This window comes from Nonomuraea sp. NPDC049141 (assembly GCF_040648415.1).
Taxonomy (GTDB): domain Bacteria; phylum Actinomycetota; class Actinomycetes; order Streptosporangiales; family Streptosporangiaceae; genus Nonomuraea.
The window spans coordinates 115942-137793 of sequence record NZ_JBEZDR010000001.1; the positions used below are offsets into that span (position 1 = coordinate 115942).

The 21852-nt window shown below is 68.9% G+C and carries 22 protein-coding genes; 8 read left to right on the forward strand and 14 right to left on the reverse strand.

The window, feature by feature from the left end; genetic code table 11:
* Positions 1-13 precede the first annotated feature (13 nt).
* The gene (locus tag AB0B91_RS00540; RefSeq protein WP_358312592.1) at positions 14-607 is read right to left on the reverse strand and encodes a dihydrofolate reductase family protein; all 594 of its coding nucleotides are present in this window, start codon (positions 605-607) and stop codon (positions 14-16) included.
* A 356-nt stretch (positions 608-963) separates the two neighbouring features.
* Here AB0B91_RS00540 and AB0B91_RS00545 point away from each other — a divergent pair, with 356 nt between their 5' ends.
* Positions 964-1716, forward strand: coding sequence for a hypothetical protein (locus AB0B91_RS00545; RefSeq protein ID WP_358312596.1), 753 nt, complete (start codon positions 964-966; stop codon positions 1714-1716).
* A gap of 322 nt (positions 1717-2038) precedes the next feature.
* Here AB0B91_RS00545 and AB0B91_RS00550 read toward each other — a convergent pair whose 3' ends face one another.
* Positions 2039-2659: a hypothetical protein gene (locus AB0B91_RS00550; protein ID WP_358312599.1), complete on the reverse strand. Its 621-nt coding sequence runs from the start codon at positions 2657-2659 to the stop codon at positions 2039-2041.
* Positions 2660-3048: 389 nt separating this feature from the next.
* On the opposite strand from AB0B91_RS00550, the gene AB0B91_RS00555 reads away from it, so the two are divergent.
* The gene (locus AB0B91_RS00555) at positions 3049-4095 is read left to right on the forward strand and encodes a sulfite oxidase (protein ID WP_358312602.1); all 1047 of its coding nucleotides are present in this window, start codon (positions 3049-3051) and stop codon (positions 4093-4095) included.
* Positions 4096-4237: 142 nt separating this feature from the next.
* Positions 4238-5884 carry a wax ester/triacylglycerol synthase family O-acyltransferase gene (locus tag AB0B91_RS00560; protein WP_358312605.1) on the forward strand — a complete coding sequence of 549 codons (1647 nt, stop codon included), beginning with the start codon at positions 4238-4240 and terminating at the stop codon, positions 5882-5884.
* On the opposite strand, the gene AB0B91_RS00565 is transcribed toward AB0B91_RS00560, so the two are convergent.
* Positions 5822-6367 (reverse strand): helix-turn-helix domain-containing protein, encoded by a 546-nt coding sequence (locus AB0B91_RS00565; protein WP_358312608.1) that lies wholly within the window; start codon positions 6365-6367, stop codon positions 5822-5824. The two genes, AB0B91_RS00560 and AB0B91_RS00565, sit on opposite strands and share 63 nt — an antisense overlap.
* A 70-nt stretch (positions 6368-6437) precedes the next feature.
* The gene (locus AB0B91_RS00570; RefSeq protein WP_358312611.1) at positions 6438-6674 is read right to left on the reverse strand and encodes a hypothetical protein; all 237 of its coding nucleotides are present in this window, start codon (positions 6672-6674) and stop codon (positions 6438-6440) included.
* Between the two features lie 222 nt (positions 6675-6896).
* Between AB0B91_RS00570 and AB0B91_RS00575 the strand changes: the two genes are divergently transcribed.
* The 3 genes from AB0B91_RS00575 to AB0B91_RS00585 all read left to right on the forward strand — a co-directional run bounded on the left by AB0B91_RS00575 (position 6897) and on the right by AB0B91_RS00585 (position 9446).
* A complete protein-coding gene (locus AB0B91_RS00575; RefSeq protein ID WP_358312614.1) occupies positions 6897-7826 on the forward strand; it encodes an aldo/keto reductase in 930 nt (309 codons plus the stop codon).
* Between the two features lie 126 nt (positions 7827-7952).
* Entirely contained in the window at positions 7953-8267 is a 315-nt protein-coding gene (locus tag AB0B91_RS00580) for an amino acid permease (protein ID WP_358312617.1), read from the forward strand.
* A gap of 6 nt (positions 8268-8273) precedes the next feature.
* Complete coding sequence (locus AB0B91_RS00585) at positions 8274-9446, forward strand: hypothetical protein (protein ID WP_358312620.1); 1173 nt, start codon at positions 8274-8276, stop codon at positions 9444-9446.
* 23 nt (positions 9447-9469) lie between these two features.
* Here AB0B91_RS00585 and AB0B91_RS00590 read toward each other — a convergent pair whose 3' ends face one another.
* Positions 9470-11080, reverse strand: a complete 1611-nt coding sequence (locus tag AB0B91_RS00590; RefSeq protein ID WP_358312623.1) for a cation acetate symporter — start codon at positions 11078-11080, stop codon at positions 9470-9472.
* Positions 11077-11406 (reverse strand): DUF485 domain-containing protein, encoded by a 330-nt coding sequence (locus AB0B91_RS00595; protein WP_358312625.1) that lies wholly within the window; start codon positions 11404-11406, stop codon positions 11077-11079. Before AB0B91_RS00595 ends, AB0B91_RS00590 begins: the two co-directional genes overlap by 4 nt.
* A 269-nt stretch (positions 11407-11675) precedes the next feature.
* Between AB0B91_RS00595 and AB0B91_RS00600 the strand changes: the two genes are divergently transcribed.
* Entirely contained in the window at positions 11676-12773 is a 1098-nt protein-coding gene (locus AB0B91_RS00600; protein ID WP_358312628.1) for a helix-turn-helix transcriptional regulator, read from the forward strand.
* 9 nt (positions 12774-12782) lie between these two features.
* On the opposite strand, the gene AB0B91_RS00605 is transcribed toward AB0B91_RS00600, so the two are convergent.
* From AB0B91_RS00605 to AB0B91_RS00620, 4 genes are read right to left on the reverse strand one after another with little or no spacing between them, the layout of a single operon-like run.
* Positions 12783-13598: a carbohydrate ABC transporter permease gene (locus tag AB0B91_RS00605; RefSeq protein ID WP_358312631.1), complete on the reverse strand. Its 816-nt coding sequence runs from the start codon at positions 13596-13598 to the stop codon at positions 12783-12785.
* Positions 13595-14497 carry a sugar ABC transporter permease gene (locus tag AB0B91_RS00610; RefSeq protein ID WP_358312634.1) on the reverse strand — a complete coding sequence of 301 codons (903 nt, stop codon included), beginning with the start codon at positions 14495-14497 and terminating at the stop codon, positions 13595-13597. Before AB0B91_RS00610 ends, AB0B91_RS00605 begins: the two co-directional genes overlap by 4 nt.
* Positions 14494-15747, reverse strand: a complete 1254-nt coding sequence (locus AB0B91_RS00615) for a sugar ABC transporter substrate-binding protein (RefSeq protein WP_358312637.1) — start codon at positions 15745-15747, stop codon at positions 14494-14496. Before AB0B91_RS00615 ends, AB0B91_RS00610 begins: the two co-directional genes overlap by 4 nt.
* A 34-nt stretch (positions 15748-15781) precedes the next feature.
* Positions 15782-16945 (reverse strand): PLP-dependent aspartate aminotransferase family protein, encoded by a 1164-nt coding sequence (locus AB0B91_RS00620; protein ID WP_358312640.1) that lies wholly within the window; start codon positions 16943-16945, stop codon positions 15782-15784.
* 29 nt (positions 16946-16974) lie between these two features.
* Between AB0B91_RS00620 and AB0B91_RS00625 the strand changes: the two genes are divergently transcribed.
* Positions 16975-17943 carry a LacI family DNA-binding transcriptional regulator gene (locus tag AB0B91_RS00625; protein ID WP_358312643.1) on the forward strand — a complete coding sequence of 323 codons (969 nt, stop codon included), beginning with the start codon at positions 16975-16977 and terminating at the stop codon, positions 17941-17943.
* Here the strand turns inward: AB0B91_RS00625 and AB0B91_RS00630 are convergent.
* The 4 genes from AB0B91_RS00630 to AB0B91_RS00645 are packed head-to-tail and all read right to left on the reverse strand — an operon-like array spanning position 17940 to position 21795.
* Positions 17940-19427, reverse strand: a complete 1488-nt coding sequence (locus tag AB0B91_RS00630) for a cation acetate symporter (protein ID WP_358312646.1) — start codon at positions 19425-19427, stop codon at positions 17940-17942. The genes AB0B91_RS00625 and AB0B91_RS00630 overlap by 4 nt on opposite strands.
* Positions 19424-19837 (reverse strand): hypothetical protein, encoded by a 414-nt coding sequence (locus tag AB0B91_RS00635; RefSeq protein WP_358312649.1) that lies wholly within the window; start codon positions 19835-19837, stop codon positions 19424-19426. The genes AB0B91_RS00630 and AB0B91_RS00635 overlap by 4 nt, the downstream gene beginning before the upstream one ends.
* Positions 19834-20583 carry a LytTR family DNA-binding domain-containing protein gene (locus tag AB0B91_RS00640; RefSeq protein ID WP_358312652.1) on the reverse strand — a complete coding sequence of 250 codons (750 nt, stop codon included), beginning with the start codon at positions 20581-20583 and terminating at the stop codon, positions 19834-19836. Before AB0B91_RS00640 ends, AB0B91_RS00635 begins: the two co-directional genes overlap by 4 nt.
* Positions 20584-20616: 33 nt before the next feature.
* Positions 20617-21795, reverse strand: a complete 1179-nt coding sequence (locus AB0B91_RS00645; protein ID WP_358312655.1) for a histidine kinase — start codon at positions 21793-21795, stop codon at positions 20617-20619.
* Positions 21796-21852 lie beyond the last annotated feature (57 nt).

Consider the following 21852-nt stretch of genomic DNA (forward strand, 5'->3'; position numbering starts at 1 on the left):
CCCGGGGAGCGCGTCAATTCTTCGCCACCTCAAACCTCAGGTGCGTGGCGAACGGCGACTCCAACACCCGAGTCCGCCGCAACCGGACCTGCTCGCCCCCGATCTCGAACAACCTGATCCCTTCCCCCAGCAGCACGGGCGCCAGGTGGATCTGCAGGTCGTCGACGAGCCCGGCACGGAGAAACTGCCGCCCCACATCGGCCCCGCCGCCGATCGCGATGCCCCGATCTCCCGCCACCGCCCGCGCCTGCGCCAACGCGCTCTCAACGCCGTCGGTGACGAACGTGAACGGCGAGCCCTCCCTGACCCACTCCTCCGGCGGCCGATGAGTCATCACGAAACAGGGCAGTCCGCCCGGCGAATGACCGCCCCAAGCTTCCGACATGTCGAATGTCCTCCGCCCGACGATGATCGCCCCCACTTCAGCGGCCAGCTCGCCCAGGATCTCCGCATCGATCCCCTTAGGCCCGAAGCTGCCCCACTCGCCACCATGCACCCAGTCGTGCAGAACTTCCCCGCCCTCCCCGAGCCCCCGCCCAGGCTCGTCGTTCGGCGCGGCGATGAAACCGTCGAGCGACATCGAAATCGAGAAGATGACCTTACCCATGTAGCTCCTCCAGCCACTCGTGGTCGCTTTCGGCCCCGATGAAGACCGCCCGGCGCCTCAAAACTCATCACACGAAGGCCCATCCGGCTACGCCACGAAGGCGATCCCCACGGAATTGGTCCTCCGAAAGCGATCCCGACGAAGCCGGTCCCCCGAAGGCGATGCCCCGAAGCCGGTCCCCCAAAGGCGATCCCCACGAAGCCGGTCCCCACGAACGACATGCCGCCACGGCCCAACCCGCCCACCGGTCATCCCCCATGTCATCCCCGAGGATGACCACCCACAGGTTGATGTGGTTCCCCAGCCAAATACGAGAAAGTAATCCCCACCATCACCCCCACGAAAGGACGGCGATCATGCCACCGGCGCCCAAACGATCGAGAGCCCTGCCGAGGGCCCGCAAGATCTGGACCCGGGCTCTCGCGGCGCTGGCCGTGCTGCTCGTCGCCGCCATCGTCGGCGTGGCGGTGGCCTACCCGTCCGTGGCCGCCACGACCTGCCCCGGCTGCTATGGCCTGACAGAGCTCCGCCCAGGCGTCTACACCGAGCACGACCTATCGCCCCAGCAACGATCACAGGTCAGCCAGACGGTCGACGCCGCCACCAAGAGAGTCGACACCTTCTACGGCGGCAGGAAGAGCTCACCCAGCCTGCTCATCTGCACCACCGAGGAGTGCTACCAGCACATCGGCGGCCACCAGGAGCGCGGCATCGCCGTCCTGGACCGCTCGGTGATGCTGTCACCCCGCGGCCTCGACACGGTCATCGCGTCACACGAGATGTCCCACGTCGAGCTCCACACCCGCGTCACCTCCGGGGCAGAGATCCCGCAATGGTTCGACGAGGGCCTCGCCGTAGTCGTCTCCGAAGACCCCCGCTACCTCGCCCCGCGAACGACCGGCGACCGCTGCCTGGTCCCACCGACCGCGCCACTACCGGTCTCCTTGGACGAGTGGCTGAGCACGGCCAGCAAGGAGCCGAACACGTATGCCAAGGCCGCCTGCCAAGTAGACCGCTGGCTCCGGACCAACGGGGACCGGCAGGGCTTAGAGTCCCTCATCCAGCACCTCAACGCCGGCAAGCCCTTCGACTCACTCGTCCCCAACTGAGCTCCCGCCCATTCACCCGCAGCTCAACCTCGCCCACGAGCGCCCCGACCAGCGGACCGGGAGGAGGACGATGCCCTGTGAGACCGTCGCAGCAAACGCGACCCCCACGAACAGGCCATCAACCACCTTCCTCACAGCGAACGCGACCCGCGCAAACAGGCTGTCAACCCGGCTCTTAGGAGCGCAGCGTGACCCGCACGATCACGACGTCCACCACGCTCTTCAGACCGGACACGACCCGCGCAAGCAGGGCATCACGCACCCTCCTCACAGCGAACGTGATCCGCGCAAGCAGTCCCGTCAGCCCCGCCCTGCGGAAGCCTTAGGCGGTCTTAGGGGGCGGCGAGTACAGCCACGGGTCGCGCAGGTCGAAGTACGTGGGCTCGCCCTCGAACATTCCCTTCCACGCCTCGAAGAGCTCCCGCATCTCGGCCGGGAGCGGCTTGCCCTCGCCTTCCCTGGCCGCCTGCTCGGAGGTGAAGTACGCGACCTCTGTGTATCCGCCGTCTCCATGCAGGGCGGCGAACCCACCGATGAGGTCAGGCCGGACCTCGGCCAAGCCCCGCTCGCCCCGAACGATGATCTCGTGCATGCGCTGCGGGTCCCGGATCCGTCCCTGCATCACCTGGACGAATCCCGCCGTATCTGACCCGCCCTCCAAGTACATGTACACCTCGGTGCAGTCATGGAAGGCCACCTCACCGCTGAAGAGCTTGGCGGTCTCGGCCCACCACTGACCCTGCTCTGGCCGCTCGCTGTTGCGCCGTGCCACCTCCTGCGACTCGAACCGCGCCGTGTTCACGAACATGCCGTCGTCGGTAACGCCGGCGGTCGTGCCGAGCCAGCCGTCCGCTCCCGGCGCGAGCTCGGCATGCCAGCGATCCAACGCCGTACGCATCTCGCCGGTGTCCGTGATCTGTCCCTGAATCACCTGGATGAACATCGCGGCCCCCTCGCTGTGTCCCTCAGATCCACGCTAGGAGCCCGCCCGTGAAGGTCGAGATGTCAGGGCCCCATGCCATGTCCAAAACTTGCTGTCGCTCCTTGACCATGGCGACCAGACACCACCCACCGCCCCCTCTTGCCGACCGCTAAGGAGTCGCCCACCGAATGGTCACCTCTTGCGGCCTCGCCAGCAGGCGTCTATAGCCCCATCGTCAGCCGGCTGCCGGTCACCTTTCGCGGCCTTGCTGGCATGCCTCCATGGCCCCGTCGCCATGTGCCACCGTCTGAATCGCGGGCATGTTCTCATGCGGACCAGCTGGAGAGAAGCTCCGAGTCGCGATTAAATGGTTTCCCAGTAGGAAATACGGACTATGGAGGTGACGCCCCATGGAGCAAGCTCTCGCGACGATCGTCAAGCCGTTGCCCGCCCACCTGTTCAGGGTCCACGACGGCAGCGCCGAGATGCGGTGGGAAGCCATGGCTGGGCAGGGATACCACACCCCAATAGACCGATTTTTCGTGCGGAATCATACGTACACCCCCAACATCAACCCCACGACCTGGCGGCTCCGGCTCCACGGCCCGGGGCTGCGATGTCCTGGCGAGTACACCTACGACCAGCTTCGTGCCATGCCGTCACGGACCGTCGACGCCGCGATCGAGTGCGCCGGAAACGGGCGCCGACTGTACGGGACGCAGCAGCACAATCCGGCCCCGGGCACCCAGTGGGGACTGGGGGGGATCGGGGTGGCGCGGTGGCGCGGGGTGCCGCTCAGCTACCTGCTCCAGCACGCGGGCCTGCGGCGGGACGCCGTGGATCTGCTGCCGAGCGGTCTCGACGCGCCGTTCGAGGACCACGGGCATGTACGCAGGCCGCTCCCCGTCGGCAAGGCCATGGACGACGTGCTGGTCGCCTACGAGATGAACGGTCAGCCGCTCCCGCCCGACCACGGATTTCCGGTACGCCTGGTGGTGCCGGGATGGGTGGGAATAGCGTCCATCAAATGGCTGGGTGACATCGAAGTGGCGACCCGCGAGCTCACTTCACCGTGGAACACCGTCTTTTACCGCGACGTAACGACCCAGCCGGTGAAGAGCGCTTTCGAACTCGCATGGAATGCGCGGCTGACGGCCGGTCGACCGTACATCCTGCACGGCAGGTCGTGGTCGGGACAGGGACGGATCGTCCAGGTCGAGGTCAGCATCGACGGTGGGCGGAGCTGGCACCAGGCCGAACACCACGGCCGGCACCTGGTCAGCGCCTGGCTGCCGTGGCACATCGAGTGGGCGCCCAAGCCGGCGGGGGCGTACGAGCTGATGGCGCGGGCGACCGACGAGACAGGCGTGACGCAGCCGCTGACCACACCGCACCACCCGTTCGGATATCACTTCGGCGCCGTCGTACGACACCCTATTTCCGTTGTCCACGGATAGATAATTGTCACCGATCCGGTGTGAGCTGCGCATTGACTAAAGGGTCGTACGGCCTACCCGAATTCATCTGAAAGACTCTCGCGGAAACGTCGCGGCAATCCTCGCGTGTGATGGTAGCCACATTCCGAGAAAGGGAGAGCAGATGCGCCAGCTCACCGCCCTCGACGCCCAGTTCCTCAATGTCGAGTCCGCGACCACCGCCGCTCACGTGGCGGGCCTGGCGATCCTTGATCCAGCCGACGGCTACGTGACCCGCGACAACCTCGCGGCCTTGCTGCTGGAGCGGCTGCACCTATCACCCGCGCTCAGCCTGCGGCTGGCGGAGGTGCCGCTCGGGCTCGACCGGCCTTACTGGGTGCCCGACCCCGATTTCGAGATCGGCAACCACCTGTTCGAGATGACGCTGCCGGCGCCCGGCGGTGAGCGGCAGCTCGCCGAGGCGGTGGCCGCCATCCACGCCCGCCGGCTCGACCGGGCCCATCCGCTGTGGGAGATGCACCTGATCAACGGGTTGGCCGGCGGTCTGATCGGTGTCTACACCAAGGTGCATCACGCGGCCATCGACGGCGTCTCAGGCGCGGAAACGCTCGCCACGCTGCTCGACCTCTCCCCCAACGCCCGCCATGCACTCCCACTCACCTGCAAGCCGGGCCAGCCGCCAAGCCAGATAAGCCGGACGGAACAGACGGGCCAGATCAGCCCGACAGGACGAACGGGCGGGACCGGCGGGGCCCACGGGACGCTCGGGACGGGCGGGACGGGCAAGGTCGTGGACAAAGTCTGGGACAAGGCACCGGACGCGGCTCGCCGATCCGCGAAAGACCAGGCCCCCAGCCTGGTGAGCATGCTGTCGGGCGCCGCCGTTCAGACCGCGACCCACCCCGTACGCGCCCTCCGCTCGGCCGTCAAGGCGGCCGGTGACCTCGACGCGATCCCCCTGGCCGCCACCATCCCCGGCTCGCGGCTGATCGCCAAGGCGGCCAGGTTCCTCGCCCGCGACGGGAAGCGCCGCCCCGAACTCCCCGGCCTGACCGTCCCGCGCACGCCGTTCAACGGGCCGATCAGCGGACGCCGGCACCTGTCGTTCGGTTCTGTCTCGCTCAAGGACGTCAAGAACGTGGCCAAGGCCAACGGGATGAGCGTCAACGACATCGTCATGGCGCTGTGCACGTCGGCGCTGCGGTCGTGGCTGGAGGAGCGTGACGCTCTGCCCGACGAGCCGCTGATCGTCGCGGTTCCCGTCGCGGTCCGTACGGCCGATGCCGGGGAGGTGGTGGGCAACCAGATCGCCGCCATGGTCACCCCGATGCCCACGAACGTCGCCGATCCGGTGCGACGGCTGCGGACCGTCGGCGCCACGATGAGCGCGGCCAAGCGGCGCTTCGCGCTGGCGCCGCCCGCCTGGCTGAACGAGCTCTGCTCGCTGCTGCCCGCGCCCATCACCAGCCTGGCGACCCCGATGATCTTCCGGCTGGCGTCGGTGACGTTCCCGCCGATCAACCTGATCATCAGCAACGTGCCCGGGCCGCAGTTCCCGTTGTACCTGTGCGGGGGACGGATCCTGTCGTATTATCCGCTGTCGGTGCTGACCGACCTGAGCGGCGGCGTGAACATCACCTGCTTCTCCTACGACGGCATGCTCGACTTCGGCGTGGTGGCCTGCCCTGAGCGGATGGACGACGTCTGGGGGCTGCTCGCCCACCTGAAGTCGGCCCTCGACGAGCTGTCAGATGAGCGAGTGGGCGATGAGTTCCGCGACCGCGTCGGGGTCGATCTGGTGGCCGGTTAGCTGGCAGAGGTTCTCCTGGTAGAGCAGTACGGCCGCGAACGTGGCCGCCGCCACCTCCAGCCGGGCCGCCCCGCCCCGCGCGCCCGGCAGCGCCAGTTCGAGCGCGAACCTGGCCCGGCTGATCAGCTCGCCGTTGAGGCGGCCGAGCCGCTCCTTGACCGAACCGTGCGTGTCGGCCTCACGGAACAGGATGCGCCGCATCGCCGGTGAGGCGTGCAGCGGCAGCCTGCGGGCCAGCCGCGACAGCGTGCCCGCCGGGTCGCCGGGCACGGCGTCGACGTCATGCCCCTCTTCGACCAGGGTGCGCTCGTCGATCAGCGCGACCAGGACATCGATCTTGCGCGGGAAGTAGTGGAAGATGAGCCCTTTGGGCACCGCGGCCAGCCTGGCGATGAGCGCGGTCGGCGTGGCCTCGTAACCGCCACCGGCGAAGAGTTCCTCCGCCGCGTCCAGGATGCGCGTCCGCGCGTCGCCGACCTCCACAGCCGCACCCTAGCGCCACCTATAACCCCCCGGTAATGCCGTGAAGGCGAGAGCCTCGTACGTGCGGACCTCATGGGGCGCCGATGGCCCGGGTGAGCATGGGGTAGGCCCGGTGCGGCTCCCGCCGCCAGGAGGCGTGGTCGTGCCCGCCTCGGTAGAAATGCGTCCGTACGGGAATCCCCAGCCCCGCAAGCCGCGCGGCCCGGTTGGCGAGGTTCTCGACCAGGTCGCCCGCACCCGCAGCCACGTAGAGCTCGACCCCCTTGAGCTTCCCGACCTGGTCGTAGAGGTTGTGGGCGCACCACACGGCGCGCTGCTCGGGGCACCTTCGTGGTGTCGGCCGGCGCCCGTGACCTGATCGTCAGCTCCACCCTGCGCTCGTCGAGCCGCTTCTCCCCGACCACCTCGGCCGAAACCGGCTGAGTGGCGGGCTCGCCCTCACGATGAAGCAGGAGACCGCGCCGACCAGGCAGCCGCGCAATCGGGATGCCACCGCAGTCTCCTTTTCGGTGCGCGGATAATAGCGAAGATGAGATCAATCGCCACCACGGATCTGTCCGTGTTCCCGATATGTCTTGGCACCAACGTCTTCGGCTGGACCGCCGACCGGGCGGCGTCCTTCGCGGTGCTCGACGCGTACGTCGAGGGCGGCGGCAACTTCATCGACACTGCCGACGTCTATCCCTACTGGGCCACCGGCGAGTCCACCTCCGAGATGATCATCGGTGACTGGCTGGCGGAGCGCGGCAACCGCGACTCGATCGTGCTGGCCACCAAGGTCGGCATGCTGAAGGGTCTGGAGGGCCTGGCGCCCGCGACCATCCGCACCGCCGTCGAGAACTCTCTGCGCCGACTGCGTACCGACCGGATCGACCTCTACTGGGCGCACGTCGATGACCGCGACACCCCGCTCGCGGACACGCTGGCCACGTTCGGGGCGCTGATCGAGGAGGGCAAGATCCGCCACATCGGCGCCTCCAACTACGGCGCCGACCGGCTGGCGGAGGCGTTGCGGGTGGCCGGCGACAAGGGCCTGCCGAGGTACGTCGCGCTCCAGCAGCCGTACAACCTGGTTGAGCGCGGCTATGAGGGTGAGCTACGGGACGTGGTGGCCAGGGAGGGGCTGTCAAGCACGCCATACTTCTCGCTGGCCCGCGGCTTCCTGACCGGCAAGTACACGCCGGGGACCACGGTCGACAGCCCGCGGGCGGGACAGGCGGCCTCGTACCTGGAGACGGAGCACGGGCCGCGGGCGATCGACGCCCTCACCAAGGTGGCCGCCGAGCGGGGCGTCGAACCGGCGGCGGTGGCGCTGGCGTGGCTCGCCGCCCAGCCCACGATCACCGCGCCGATCGCCAGCGCCCGCGACGTCAGGCAGCTCCAGCCGCTCCTCACGGCGGCCGCGCTCACCCTGACCACCGACGAACTGCACCTCCTGGACGAAGCCTCTCGCTCCTGACGCCATCACGACGGCCCCCAGGAAGCGACCTAAGCGTCAAACACTCCGTGTGGAGCCCACGTGGCTGCTTGACGCCTGTCGGGGCGCGGCGGATCTTGGCAGGTAGACGCTGCTGAGGGGGCGCTCATGTCGACGTCCGGCGACGACCTGCTGTCCGAGCGCGTGGCGGGCGGGATCCTGCCGAAGGTGCTCACCACGTTCGACATGGTCGCCATCTTCGTGGCGATCGTGCTGTTCATCACGAACGCCGCGGTGATCCAGAGCGCCGGTCCGGCCGCGTTCGGCTGGTGGATCATCGCGTTCGCGCTGTTCCTCATCCCGTGCGCGATCGTGACCGGGCAGCTCGGCGCCATGTTCCCCGGCGAGGGCTCGATCTACCTGTGGACCAGCAAGGCTTTCGGGCCGTTCTGGGGGTTCTTCGCGGGGTTCTGCGCGTGGTGACCGGGCGTGCTGGTGATGGTGGCCACGGGCACGCTGACGATCTCGTTCCTCGGCTTCGTGTTCCCCGCCGTGGGCGGGCTGCCGGTGCAGGCGCAGGGCGGGCTGATCGTGGCGATCCTGGTGCTGGCCGCCGTGCTGGCCGTGCTGCGGTTCCGGCTGACGCAGAACGTGGTCAACGTCGTCTTCCTCGCGTACGGCCTGGCCATCCTGCTGATCTTCGCGGCCGGAGTCGCCCACCTGCTGAAGGGGAACGCGGCGGCGACGAACCCGTGGGACTTCGCGGCCTGGAGCCCGTCGGCCGAGCACGGGATCAACTTCGCCAACTGGAGCTTCTTCGGCCTGGCGGTGCTGGCCCTGCTCGGCGTCGAGGTGCCGCTGAACATGGGTGTGGAGATCCGGCAGGACCGCGCGGTCACCCGCTACCTGCTGTGGGGCTCGCTCGCCGTGATGATCGCCTATCTCGCCGCCACCTGGGGCGTGATGGTCTCGGTCCCGGCGGACCGGTCGGCGCAGATCACCTCGGTGGCGGCCGCGGTCGGCATCGGGCTGGGCGAGTGGGCGGGCAAGCTGGTGGCGCTCCTGCTGGCGGCGATGTTCTTCATCATCACCGTCGTCTACAACTACTCCTTCGCCCGGCTGATCTTCGTCTCGGGGCTCGACCGGCGGCTGCCCCAGGCCGTCTCGCACGTCAACGCGCAGAAGGTGCCGGACGTGGCGGTGTGGATCCAGACGGTGCTGGCCGCGCTCTTCACCGTGGTGGCGTTCGTCGTGGTGCCCTTCGCGGCGGCCGCGCCGGCCGACGCGCAGACCGAGGTCTACAACGTGCTGCAGGCGGCGGTCACGGTCATCTGGTGCCTGTCGATCGTGGTGCTGTTCATCGACGTGCTCATCATCGTGCGCCGCTACCGGACCCAGTTCGAGGCGCGGCGGCTGGCCTCGCCCGCGGTCTTCTGGGTGGCCTCGATCGTCGGCGCCCTGGCCTCGCTGGTGGGGGTGGTCGCCACGCTGTCGGGCTCGTGGACGCCGCTGATCTCCAACGACGCCGGCTCCTTCGCCCTGTTCGGGGCGCGGATCTCCTACGGCACGTGGTTCTGGCTGGTGGGCGGCATCGCCCTGGCCTCGCTCCTGGTGGGCGCCCTGCTGTACCTGCTCGGTGCCAGGCAGAAGGGCCCGGCCTGAGCCGGGCCCTCCAACAGCGAGCGTCAGTGCTTGGTCGCCTGCTCGGCGCCGACGCCGGTGAGCGAGCGGACCTCGATCTCGGCGTACTTGGCCGCGTTGTACTCCTTGCTCATGATCGTGCCGAGGTAGCCGAACAGGAAGCCCAGCGGGATCGAGATGATGCCCGGGTTGCTCAGCGGGAACCAGTTGAAGGCGGCATCCTTGATCAGGGCCGTCTCCGACCCGGACACCACCGGCGAGAAGATGACCAGCACGAGCGCGGAGACCAGACCACCGTAGATGGCGCTGACCGCTCCCGCCGTGTTGAACCTCTTCCAGAACAGGCTGTAGAGGATCGCCGGCAGGTTGCCCGAGGCGGCCACCGCGAACGCCAGTGCCACCAGGAACGCGACGTTCTGCCCCTGGGCCAGGATGCCGAGGCCGATCGCGACCGCGCCGATGACGAACGCCGAGATGCGGGCCACCAGCACCTCTTCGCGCTCGGTGGCGTTGCCGCGCCGGAAGACGTGCGCGTACAGGTCGTGCGCGAAGCTGGAGGAGGAGGCCAGCGTGAGCCCGGCCACCACGGCCAGGATCGTGGCGAAGGCCACCGCGCCGATCAGCGCCAGCAGGATCGTGCCGCCCGCCGAGCCGAGGAACGTCTCACCGATGGCCTTGGCCAGCAGCGGGGCGGCCGTGTTGCCCGCCTTGTCCGAGGCGGCGATCGCCTTGCTGCCGACAAGGGCCGCCGCGCCGAAGCCGAGGACCAGGGTGAGCAGGTAGAACACACCGATGATGCCGATGCCCCAGAGCACCGACTTGCGGGCGTCCTTGGCGGTCGGGACCGTGTAGAAGCGGATCAGGATGTGCGGCAGGCCCGCCGTGCCGAGGACCAGGGCGAGGCCGAGGCTGATCAGGTCGATCTTGCCGGCCAGGCCCTGCGCCGCCGTGCCGTACTTGAGGCCGGGGATGAGGAAGCTGCCGTTCTTGCCGCTCTGCGTCGCCGCGTCGCCCAGCAGGGACGACAGGTTGAAGCCGTAGTGCGCCAGGACCAGGATCGTGATCAGGGCGGCGCCGGTCATCAGCAGCACGGCCTTGACGATCTGCACCCAGGTGGTGCCCTTCATGCCGCCGAACACCACGTACACGATCATCAGGGCGCCCACCCCGACGATCGTCCATGCCTTGCCCGAGGGGCTGGTGATGCCGAGCAGCAGGCCGACCAGCGCGCCCGCGCCCACCATCTGCGCCAGCAGGTAGAAGATGCTGACCGTGATCGTGGACACGCCCGCGGCGGTCCTGACCGGGCGCGGGCTCATCCGGAAGGCCAGCACGTCGGCCATGGTGAACTTGCCGGAGTTACGCATCAGCTCGGCGACCAGCAGCAGCGCGACCAGCCACGCCACCAGGAAGCCGATGGAGTAGAGGAACCCGTCGTAGCCGGACAGGGCGATGATGCCGGCGATGCCGAGGAAGGACGCGGCCGACATGTAGTCGCCGCCGATCGCCAGGCCGTTCTGCACGCCGCTGAACGACCGGCCGCCCGCGTAGTAGTCGGCGGCCGTCTTGGTCTGCCTGCTGGCCCAGAACGTGATGCCCAGCGTCAGCGCGACGAAGGACAGGAACAGGATGGTGGCCAGGGTCTCCGACTTCACTTGATCTTCTCCTCGACCTCGTGGCGGAGCTTGTCGGCGATCGGGTCGAAGCGCTTCTCGGCGTGCCTGGAGTAGGCCCACGCGATCGCGAACGTCGACACGAACTGCAGCAGGCCGAAGACCAGCGCCACGTTGATGTTGCCGAACAGCTTGATCCCCATGAAGTCACGCGCCCACCCGGACAGCACCACGTAGAGCAGGTACCACCCCAGGAAGGCCGCGGTCATCGGGAACGTCCACCGCCGGAAGCGCCGCTTCAGGTCCTGGAACTCAGCGCTTGATTGGATGTCTTCATAGACGGATGCGTCATGTTCTTTAGTCGTCACGAGCCCTCCACTGTGATGCGGATCACGCACAAGATAGGAGCGCAACCTACCCTGCGTGGAGGCCCGGGGACATGTGGTTCGACGAGCCGCCGCAGCTCAGCGCCTAGTTGGGGCGGGGATGCGATGAAAGGTCCTTTCCACGCGATGAACGGTTCGGGACAGTTCCGGCCCGCACTGAACCGGGAGATTCTGACCTTACTCTGCGTACTCAAATGACTACCCTGAGCGGCGATTGTCGTGAGACCTAACAGCATGCTGATCTGATCCGCGTGATTCCATCGCAGGATCGGCTGGCCCGCGAGCTCTACGCGGCGATGGGGCAGGGTGCGAGCCCCGACGAGCTGGGCGAGGCGATCTCGCGCGCCGTCTCGCGGTGGGTGAGTCATGACGCGCTGCGACTGGTCGGCACCAGCCCGGCGACCGGTCTGGGGCTCGGGTCCTTCAGCTTCTGGCACCGCTACGAGCCGGCGCTCATCCGCGCGCTCGCGATGAGCCGCTACCTCGACGGCGATCCGTGCCGCCCGGCCGCGCTGGCCCGGCTGCCCGTGCCGGTGGGCCTGGTGGGCGCGGGCAGCGGCGGCAGCCGCTGCAAGCAGCACGGCGAGGGGCCGTGCGACCTGCACGGCGACCGGCTGACGCGGGAGGTGCTGCTGGCGCACGGTGCGGGCTGCGAACTCCGGCTGCTGCTGCGCGACTCCCACGGTGTGTGGGGGTTGCTCGGGCTGATCCGCTCGGAGGGCGGGCGGCCGTTCGGCGCCGAGGACGCGGACAGAGCGGTACGGCTGGCCCCGGCGCTGCTGGCCGCGCTGCGTCGCTATGTGACCGTCGCGCCGCTGACCCCGTCGTTCCCGGCGCTGCCCGCGGGCCTGATCGTGATAGGCGCCGACCACGCAGTCCGCGCGGTCACGCCGCAGGCGCGCGCGTGGCTGGCGCAGATGTGGACGCCCGGCCGGTGCGACCTGCCCGACTGGCTGGCCGACACGTCGATGGAATGCCTGTCACTCGACACGCGGACATACGCCCGCGATCCGGATTCCTGGCGGCCACGGATCTGCGCGCCGGCGGCCATCTTCGGCCGCTGGACAGTGATCGAGGGCCAGCCTCTCTCCCCCGACGGCGACGGCGACGTGGCCATCGTCATCCAGGCGGCGACCGGCCCGCTGCTGCTCCCGTCGTTCTGCGAGTGGTACGGCATCACGCCCCGCGAACGCAGTGTCGTCGAGCTCCTGCACGACGGCGCGGCCCCCAAGCAGATCGCCCGCCGCCTGGACCTGTCGGTGCACACGGTCAACGACCACCTGAAGGCGGTCTTCCGCAAGACCGGCGCGAGCGGCCGCGACGAGCTCATGGCCGCGCTCACGGCCTGAAACCGCAGGTCACCCCTTGACGGCGCCCGCGGTGAGCCCTTCGACGATGTAGCGGCGGATCGCGGCGAACAGGACGAGCGTCGGCAGCACCGAGACCACGGTGGCGGCGGCCATCGAGCCCCAGTCGATGTCGTACTGGGTGATGAAGGAGTTCATGGCGACCGGGATCGTCTTGGCGTCCTCGCTGTCGATGAACGTGATCGCCAGGAACAGCTCGTTCCAGCACTGCACGAACGCGAAGATGAACGTCGCGGCGATGCCCGGCAGCATGACCGGGATCACCACCCGGACCATGGCGACCAGCCGGGAGGCTCCGTCGACCTGCGCGGCTTCCTCGAGCGCCACGGGGATGCGCTCGTAGAAGCCGCGCATGATGATCGTGGCGAACGGCACCAGCATGGCGACGTACACGAGCATGAGCCCGGCGAGCCGGTTGAGCAGGTCGAGGTCGGACATCAGCAGATAGAGCGGGCCGAGCGCGATGAACAGCGGGAGCATCTGGGTGACCAGGAACGCCAGCATGAGCGCTCCGCGCCCGGGAAAGGTGAAGCGGGCCAGCGTGTAGCCGCCGAGCACGCCGATCATGGTCACCGCCCCGGCGGCCACCAGCGAGACGAGCAGGCTGTTGAGCAGGTACACGCCGAAGTCGGCGAACGAGAACAGCTCCGTGTAGTGCTCGAACGTCACCGTGCCCGGCCAGTACCTGATCGGCAACGAGAAGATCTCGGCCTTGGGCTTGAGCGAGGTGATGACGATCCAGTAGAGGGGGAAGAGCGTGATCAGCAGCCAGACACCGAGCACGATCGCTTTGGCCAGGCGTCTCATCGGGCCTTCTCGAATCGGGTGGCGTTGAGGTAGAAGACGGTGAAGGCGAGCAGCAGGCCGAGGATGAGCATGCCGACCGCGCCCCCTCGGCCGTAGTCGCCGCCGATCACCTGCTGGATGAGGAACGTGGTGATGATGTCGGTGCTCCCCGCGGGCCCGCCGCCGGTCATGGAGTAGATCAGGTCGGGGAAGTTCAGGATCCAGATGATCCGCAGCAGCACGATCAGCGCCAGCGTCGGCCGGATGTGCGGCAGCGTCACGTGCCAGAACTGCCGCAGCCGTGACGCCCCGTCCACGTCCGCCGCCTCGTAGAGCTCACGGGGCACCGACTGCAGGGCCGCCATGATCATGATGGCGAAGAACGTCACGCCGTACCAGACGTTGGCGACGATCACCGAGGTCATCGCCCAGCCGGGCGAGGCGAGGAAGCCGATGCGGTGCTCGATGATCCCGGTCTTGAGCAGCAGGTCGTTGATCACACCGAACTGCCCGTTGAACATCCACCGCCACAGCAGCCCGATGAGGAAGCCGGACATCGCCCAAGGGAAGAACACCCACGCCTGGTAGAGCCCCCGGCCGCGGAAGTGCCGCCGCAGCAACAGCGCTAACCCGAAGCCGAGGACGAATTGGAAGAACAGCGACACGACCACCCACGTGCCGGTGTTGCGGAGCGCCGTCCAGAACCGGTCCTCGGCCAGCACGGCCCGGAAGTTCTCCAGGCCGACGAACGGCGTCGAGGTCAGGTCGAACAGGTTGTAGCGCTGGAAGGCGATCACCGCGCCGCGGATCACCGGGTAGTACGTGAAGAGTGCCACGAAGACCACGCCGGGCAGCAGGCACAGCGCGATGAACCTGGCCTTGCGGGCGGAGAACGCGGGTCTGGCCGATCCCACGCTCACGAGACCTTCTTCGCCTGGTCCGTCCAGAACGCGTCCCACGACTTGAGCACCTCGGCCGTGGTCTTCTTGCCGGTGAGCAGCGCCTGCACGTCACGGTCGGAGTCGACCAGGAACTGGCTCCAGCCCGGGTAGTCGACCGGCCGGATCGTGATCACCTGCTTGGGGTCCTGCTGCGCCTGGAGGTAGGCCTTCCAGGCGCCCTGGGAGAACTGCGGGTCGCTCTGCGCCTGCTTGGAGATCGGGATGAGCGAGTTGCCCTTGGCGAAGGCGATGCTCTGCTTGGCCTCCGAGAGGAACTGCACCAGCTTGACCGCTTCCTTCGGGTGCTCGCTGAAGGACGTCACGCCCCAGCCCGCGTAGCCGACGGGCTGGAAGGCGTACCCCGACGGGCCCTTGGGAATCGGGGCCGTGGACCAGGCCTTGACCGCGCTCTCCTCGACGGTCTTGATCACCTCGGGGTCCTGGATGAGCATGCCGGTGACGCCCGAGGTGAAGCCCTGGACCATCTCCGGGTAGCCCCACGACACCGAGTCGGGCGGCGAGGTCTCCTTGAAGATCTTCACGAACAGGTCCGCGGCCTGGACGGCCTCGGGAGTGGAGAAGATCGTCCGCTTGTCCTTGAGGAAGAAGGACTTCTCGGGGTTCAGTGCCTCGCCGTTGTAGGCGCTGATCATCTGGACCACGTAGTCGGCGCCGCCCTTGCCGCCCCGGAAGGAGTAGCCGAACCTGTCGCCCGAGGTCATCTTCTTGCCGGCCTCGTAGAGCTCCTGCCAGGTCGTGGGCGGCTGGGTCATGCCCCAGTCGGTCCGGTAGAACAGCGTGCGCTCGTAGAAGCCGTACGGGATGAGGTACGGCTTGCCGCCGACCTCGACCGCCTTCTTCTGGGCCAGCTCCGTCAGGTCCGGCCAGCCGGCCCAGTCCGTGGTCGGCAGCTCGGCCAGCCAGCCGTTGTTGGAGAAGGACTTGACCGTGTGGTCACGGACCTCCAGCACGTCCAGACCCTTCTTCGTCTGCAGGATCTGGGTGATCTTCTGGTCGGCGCTGTCGAGCGGCGGCGAGATCAGCTCCACCTTGATCTTCGGGTTCGCCTTCTCGAAGTCCGCGATCAAGGTCTTGATCAGCTTCGTCCGCTCGGGACTGGTCAGGCTTTCGATCATGCGCAGCCGTACCTCTCCCGAGGACGACCCGGAGCCGCAGCCCGCGAGCATCAGGGTCGCGGCGGTGCAGGCCGCAAGCAGGGGGGTTCTCATCTGAGCCTCCAGAGAGGTACGACAGCGCTGTCAATCACGCTAGGGGACCGACACCCTCCAGCGCTAGACCGAGGTCCTTGATCAACGTGTCGGCAGGCTCCAGCCCGACCGACAGGCGGACCAGCCCGATCGGGATGCCCATGGTCGCGCGTACGCTCTCCTCGGTCGAGAGCGCGGGCGCGTTGACCAGACTCTCAAACCCTCCCCAAGACACACCGATCCTGAAATATCGCAACAAATCGATGAATGCTGCGACCGCTGGCCGGGAGTCGGTGGCCAGTTCCAGGCTGAACAGGCTGGAGAAGCCGGACATCTGGCGCAGTGCCAGCGCATGGCCGGGATGCGAGGGCAGCCCCGGATAGTTGACCGTCCGCACCGCCGGATGCTCCGCCAGGAACCCGGCCACCGCCAGCCCCCGCTCCTGGTGCGCCGCCATCCGCACCGGCAGCGTACGCAGCCCCTTGATCACCTTGGCCGCGTCGTGCGGCGACATGGCCGCCCCGTAGAGCTGGTACTCGGTCAGCGCCAGCGGCCTGATGAGCCGCGACGGCCCGACCACCACGCCGCCGACCAGGTCGCTGTGGCCGCCGATGTACTTCGACAGCGAGTGCACGACCAGGTCCACGCCGAGCGTCAGCGGCTTCTGGAAGATCGGCGTGGACCAGGTGTTGTCCATCACGCTCACCAGCCCGCGCTCCCGCGCCCACGCGGTCACTTCGGCGATGTCCACGACCGCGTAGGCCATGTAGGAGGGAGACTCGAAGTAGAGTAGGCGGGTGCTCGCCCTGATAGCGCTGTCACAGCCTTCGAGATCGTCGACGTGCGTATGCGTGACGCCGAACTTCTCCAGGTAACGCAGGAACTGCGTGGTCGGTCCATAGACCGCGCCCAGCACCAGCACGTGGTCACCGGCCTTGACCAGCGAGGAGATGGTCGCGGCGATCGCGCCCATGCCGGAGGCGAAGCACTTGGCCCGCTCCCCCCGCTCCAGCGCGGCGAGCTTGCGCTGCGCCAGATCGACTGTCGGGTTGGTGCCCCGCCAGTAGACGTAGCGCTCGTCCTCGTTCTTGATGGCCTCGCCCAGCTCACCTGCCGTCTCGAAGGTGAACAGGGAGTTCTCGAACACCGGCGGGTTGACCGCGCCCAGCATCCACGGTTCGTCCTCGCCCAGCCGGCCACAGATCCATTCATCATCCATGGGGGCACCATATGACAGCCAAACCGACCATGGCTGACGTGGCTCGGCATGCGGGGGTGAGCCTGAAGACCGTCTCGCGAGTGGTCAATCAGGAGCCGCATGTGAGCGCCCCGGTGCAGCAGCGGGTGCAGGCGGCGATCAGCGCGCTCGGCTTCCGCCGCAACGAGGCGGCCAGCCGCCTGGCCCGCCGCGCCACCATGCTGACGCTCGGCCTGATCATGGAGAACATCTCCAACGAGTTCTACTCCCGGCTGGCCAAGGCGGTGGAGGCGGCGGCGGCCGAGCACGAGGCGCTCGTGGTCTTCGGCTCGTACGAGGAGCGGCCGGAGCGGGAGCGGATGCTCGTGGAGTCCATGTACGCCCGGGGGGTCGACTCGCTGATCATCGTGCCGTCGGCCGCCGACCACGGCTGGCTCGGCGAGCACGGCGGCCTCACCACGGTGTTCGTGGACCGGGTGCCGCACGGCCTGGAGCAGGCGGACGTGGTACTGCTGGACGACGTCAGGGGCGGGCGGATCGCGACAGAGCACCTGCTGGCGCGCGGGCACCGGCGCATCGGGCTGATCTCCGACGACGAGGCGTTCAGTTCGGTCCACGACCGTGCCTCGGGCTACCGCGCGGCGCTGCGGGAGGCGGGGGTGCCGGTGGACGAGTCGCTGGTGGTGCGGGGGGTGTTCGATCCGTGGCGGGCCGGGCAGGAGGTGACGCGGCTGCTGGAGCTGGCCGACCCGCCGACGGCGTTCTTCGCCACTAACAACCGGGCCGCGATCGGCATCCTCCAGGCGCTGCGCGAGCGGCCCGAACGCCCGGCGTACGTGGGGTTCGACGACTTCGCCCTGGCGGACGTGTTCAACCCGGGGGTGACGGTGGTGCGCTACGACGTGACGCGGCTGGGGCGCAGCGCGGTGGACCTGCTCCTGGACCGCTCGGACACCCCGCGGCGGGTCGAGGTCCCGGTCGAACTGGTCGCCCGGGGGTCCGGCGAACTGCCCCCTTAGGACGAACGGGGCCGCCAGTCGCCGCGGTCCAGGTCGAGGTTCTCGGGTGTGTGCAGCCGGACCATGGTCCGCGCCACGCCCGCCGGGACCCGGTGCGGCGTCAGGAACGACACCGACACCATCACCGCGAACGCGATCGGCACCGTCCAGGCGGCCGGCTGGGCCAGCAGCGCGCCGGCGATCCCGTCGTACGGGCCGCCGGTGATCGTGGCCAGCACCGCCGCGCTGGCCAGGCCGCCGCCCACGAACAGCCCGGCCAGCGCGCCCGTGGTGCTGAGCCGGCGCCACCAGATGCCGAGCACGAGCAGCGGGCAGAACGACGAGGCCGCCACCGCGAACGCCAGCCCCACCACGTCCGCCACCGGCAGGGCCCGCGCCCACAGCGCCAGGCCCAGCGGCACCGCGACCGCCATCAGCGTCGCGGCCCTGAACGAGCGGACGCCGCCCTTCAGCAGGTCCTGGGCGATCACTCCGGCCACCGACACGGTCAGCCCCGACGAGGTGGACAGGAACGCGGCGAACGCCCCCGCCGTGACCAGCGCGGTCAGCAGGTCGCCCAGGGTGCCGCCGATCATCCGTCCCGGCAGGGTCAGCACGACCGCGTCGGTCCGCACCAGGTCGGGCGCGTACATCCGGCCCAGCCAGCCGTACAGCGCGGGCAGCAGGTAGAACGCGCCGAGCAGCGTCAGCACCACGAGCGTGGTGCGGCGGGCGGCCCGGCCGTCCGGGTTGGTGTAGAAGCGGACGAGCACGTGCGGCAGGCCCATCGTGCCCAGGAACGTGGCCAGGATCAGCGAGTACGTCGAGTACAGGCCGTACTCCTTGCCGCCGGCGAGCGGCACCTGCCAGGTGACCGCGTCGGCCGCGCTCACCGCGGGCCGCCCGTCGGCGTGCCAGGCCATGACCAGGAACACCAGCGGCACGGCCAGCGCGGTCAGCTTGAGCCAGTACTGGAACGCCTGCACGAACGTGATCGACCGCATGCCGCCCGACAGCACGTTGACCGCGACCACGACCGCCACCAGCAGCCCGCCCACCCACACCGGCGCCCCGGTGACCGTCCGCAGCACCAGGCCCGCGCTCTGGAACTGGGGCATCAGGTAGAGCCAGCCGATGAGCACCACCAGCACGCTGGCCGTCCGGCGTACGGTCATCGACTCCAGCCTGGCCTCGGCGAAGTCGGGCAGCGTGTACGCCCCCGACCGGCGCAAAGGCGCGGACACCAGCACGAGCAGCACGAGGTAGCCACCGGTCCAGCCGACGGGCAGCCACAGCATGTCGGCGCCGAAGGAAAGGATCAGCCCCGCCACCCCGAGGAACGACGCCGCCGACAGGTACTCGCCGCCGATCGCCGAGGCGTTCCACAGCGGGGTGACCGAGCGGGAGGCGACATAGAAGTCTGAGGTCGTCCGGGAGAACCGGATGCCGAACGCCCCGATGAGCACGGCCGCCACCACCACGACGACGACCGCGATCAGGCTCATGGGCGTTCGACCAGGTCGGCGAAGTGGCGCTCGTTGCGTTCGGCCTGGCGTACGTAGAGCCAGGCGCCCACGACGAAGGCCGGATAGATGAGGCCGGCGAGCACCGCCCACGGGAGCGGGATGCCCAGCAGGTCCACCTCGCGCAGCTCCGGAATGGCCAGGAACAGCAGCGGCAGGCCACCCACCACGCACCCCAACACGGTGCAGACGAACAGGGCGAGGCGGAACTGGGTACGCAGCAGCGAACGCATGTACACCTCGCCGACATGGGTCTGCTCGTCGATCTCGCGGGTGGCCGGGTAGCGCGGGCGGCGCGCGGCGGCGGTCCTGGGGCTGGTCACGGTGACCCGGCGGGCCGTGTCGTGGCGGGCGAGCGGCACCCGGCGGGCGGGGCGGGGTTCCGGGCTCACTCCAGCCGTCCTCTCTTGGCTCTGCGGACGAGCAGGTCGCGCAGTTCGCGGGTGTGGCGGCGGCTGACCGGGATCTCGGTGTCGCCCACCCGGACCGTGCACTTGCCCGAGTCGATGTGCAGCTCCTCGATGTGCTTGACCGCGACCAGATGGCTGCGGTGCACCCGGACGAACCCGGCCGAGGCCCAGCGTTCCTCCAGCGTGGCCAGCGGGATGCGGACCAGGTGGTTGCCCGTGGCGGTGTGCAGGCGGGCGTAGTCGCCGTGCGCCTCGACGTACACGACGTCGGCGCTGGACACGAACCGGGTCACGCCGCCCAGCTCGACCGGGATCGTGTCGGACTCGCCGAGTTCGACCGGCATGTCGGCCGAGACGGCCACCCGCCTGATCGCCTCGGCCAGCCGTTCCGGGCGCACCGGTTTGAGGAGGTAGTCCTCGGCCTTGATCTCGAAGGCGTCGACCGCGTGCTCCTCGTACGCGGTGACGAACACGACCCGCGGCGGATTGGCGAACTGCGACAGCAGCCGCCCGAGCACCACCCCGTCCAGCCCGCGCATGCGGATGTCGAGGAAGACGGCGTCGATGGGCCGGCCGTCGGCGATGGCACGGTCGAGCAGCCGCAGCGCCGCGGCACCGTCCCTGGCGGTGGCCACCTCCCCGATGCGGGGGTCGGCGCGGAGTAGGTACGACAGGTCTTCCAGAGCGGGTAGCTCGTCGTCAACGGCGAGGACCCGGAGTTGTGCCATAGACAGTGATAAAACAGACAACAAAGATCGAGGTCAACGGGCTGAGACGCCGGGGTGATACTTCGGCAACCTGATGTTGACCTTCGTGCCCGCGCCGGGGCCCGTCTCGACGACCAGTCCGTACTCGTCTCCGTACACCTGGCGGAGCCGCTCGTCCACGTTGGCCAGCCCCACCCCGCCCGCGGGGGCCACCTCACCTGCGAGGATGCGGCGCAGCCTGTCGGGCTCCATGCCGAGGCCGTCGTCCTCGACGCCGATGCGGCACTCGGCTCCGGCGTCCTCGGCGACGATCGTGATGCGGCCGACGCCGTTCTTGCTCTCCAGGCCGTGGCGGACGGCGTTCTCCACCAGCGGCTGCAGGCAGAGGAACGGCACCGCCACGGGCAGCACCTCGGGGGCGATACGGAGCGTCACCTGGAGCTGGTCGCCGAAGCGGGCGCGCTCCAGGATCAGGTAGCGGTCGATCGAGCGCAGCTCCTCGGCCAGCGTGGTGAACTCGCCGTGCCGGCGGAAGGAGTAGCGGGTGAAGTCGGCGAACTCCAGCAGCAGCTCGCGGGCGCGTTCCGGGTCGGTGCGGACGAACGACGCGATCGTGGTCAGCGAGTTGTAGATGAAGTGCGGCGAGATCTGCGCCCGCAGCGCCCGTACCTCCGCCTCCATCAGGAGCGTGCGGGAGCGGTCCAGCTCGGCCAGCTCCAGCTGGGAGTCCACCCACCCGGCCACCACCTGGGCGGCCTTGACCAGCCCCGCCGAGCCGTGCGGACCGTAGGCCGCCAGCGCGCCGACGACCCGGTCGTCGGTGCTGAGCGGCACGACCACGGCGTGCCTGATCGGGCATTCGAGCAGCTCGCACTCGATGGCGAGCACCTGGATGCGGCCATCCTTCAGCGTCGCTCCCGCGTGCTCGAACGCCTGCCTCGCGTGGTGCTCGCCCGCGCCGTCGTAGACGAGCAGCCGCTCGCCGTCGGTGATCGCCAGCGCCGACGAGCCGAGCAGCGTACGCAGGTGCCGCGACGCCTTCTGCGCGCCCTCCTCGGTCAGCCCGGCGCGCAGCGGCGGCCCCGCCAGGGACGCGGTGTGCAGGGTCTCGAACGTGGCCCGCTCCGCCGGGCTGGTGCCCAGTTCACGCCGGCCGCGCAGGACCCGCCACAGCACGATCGCGGGCACGCCGACGAGCACGGTCACCACGGCGAATCCGACCAGGTACTCCACGCCGCCGGAGCTTACTGGCCACCTTGACGCTTTGACAGTCCGGATCTACGTTCCGAC

Excerpts from the sequence above, each read along its gene's own strand:
- AB0B91_RS00540 (WP_358312592.1), bottom strand. The coding sequence starts at position 607 with ATGGGTAAGGTCATCTTCTCGATTTCGATGTCGCTCGACGGTTTCATC.
- AB0B91_RS00545 (WP_358312596.1), top strand. The coding sequence starts at position 964 with ATGCCACCGGCGCCCAAACGATCGAGAGCCCTGCCGAGGGCCCGCAAG.
- AB0B91_RS00550 (WP_358312599.1), bottom strand. The coding sequence starts at position 2,659 with ATGTTCATCCAGGTGATTCAGGGACAGATCACGGACACCGGCGAGATG.
- AB0B91_RS00555 (WP_358312602.1), top strand. The coding sequence starts at position 3,049 with ATGGAGCAAGCTCTCGCGACGATCGTCAAGCCGTTGCCCGCCCACCTG.
- AB0B91_RS00560 (WP_358312605.1), top strand. The coding sequence starts at position 4,238 with ATGCGCCAGCTCACCGCCCTCGACGCCCAGTTCCTCAATGTCGAGTCC.
- AB0B91_RS00575 (WP_358312614.1), top strand. The coding sequence starts at position 6,897 with ATGAGATCAATCGCCACCACGGATCTGTCCGTGTTCCCGATATGTCTT.
- AB0B91_RS00580 (WP_358312617.1), top strand. The coding sequence starts at position 7,953 with ATGTCGACGTCCGGCGACGACCTGCTGTCCGAGCGCGTGGCGGGCGGG.
- AB0B91_RS00605 (WP_358312631.1), bottom strand. The coding sequence starts at position 13,598 with ATGAGACGCCTGGCCAAAGCGATCGTGCTCGGTGTCTGGCTGCTGATC.
- AB0B91_RS00615 (WP_358312637.1), bottom strand. The coding sequence starts at position 15,747 with ATGAGAACCCCCCTGCTTGCGGCCTGCACCGCCGCGACCCTGATGCTC.
- AB0B91_RS00620 (WP_358312640.1), bottom strand. The coding sequence starts at position 16,945 with ATGGATGATGAATGGATCTGTGGCCGGCTGGGCGAGGACGAACCGTGG.
- AB0B91_RS00625 (WP_358312643.1), top strand. The coding sequence starts at position 16,975 with ATGGCTGACGTGGCTCGGCATGCGGGGGTGAGCCTGAAGACCGTCTCG.
- AB0B91_RS00630 (WP_358312646.1), bottom strand. The coding sequence starts at position 19,427 with ATGAGCCTGATCGCGGTCGTCGTCGTGGTGGTGGCGGCCGTGCTCATC.
- AB0B91_RS00640 (WP_358312652.1), bottom strand. The coding sequence starts at position 20,583 with ATGGCACAACTCCGGGTCCTCGCCGTTGACGACGAGCTACCCGCTCTG.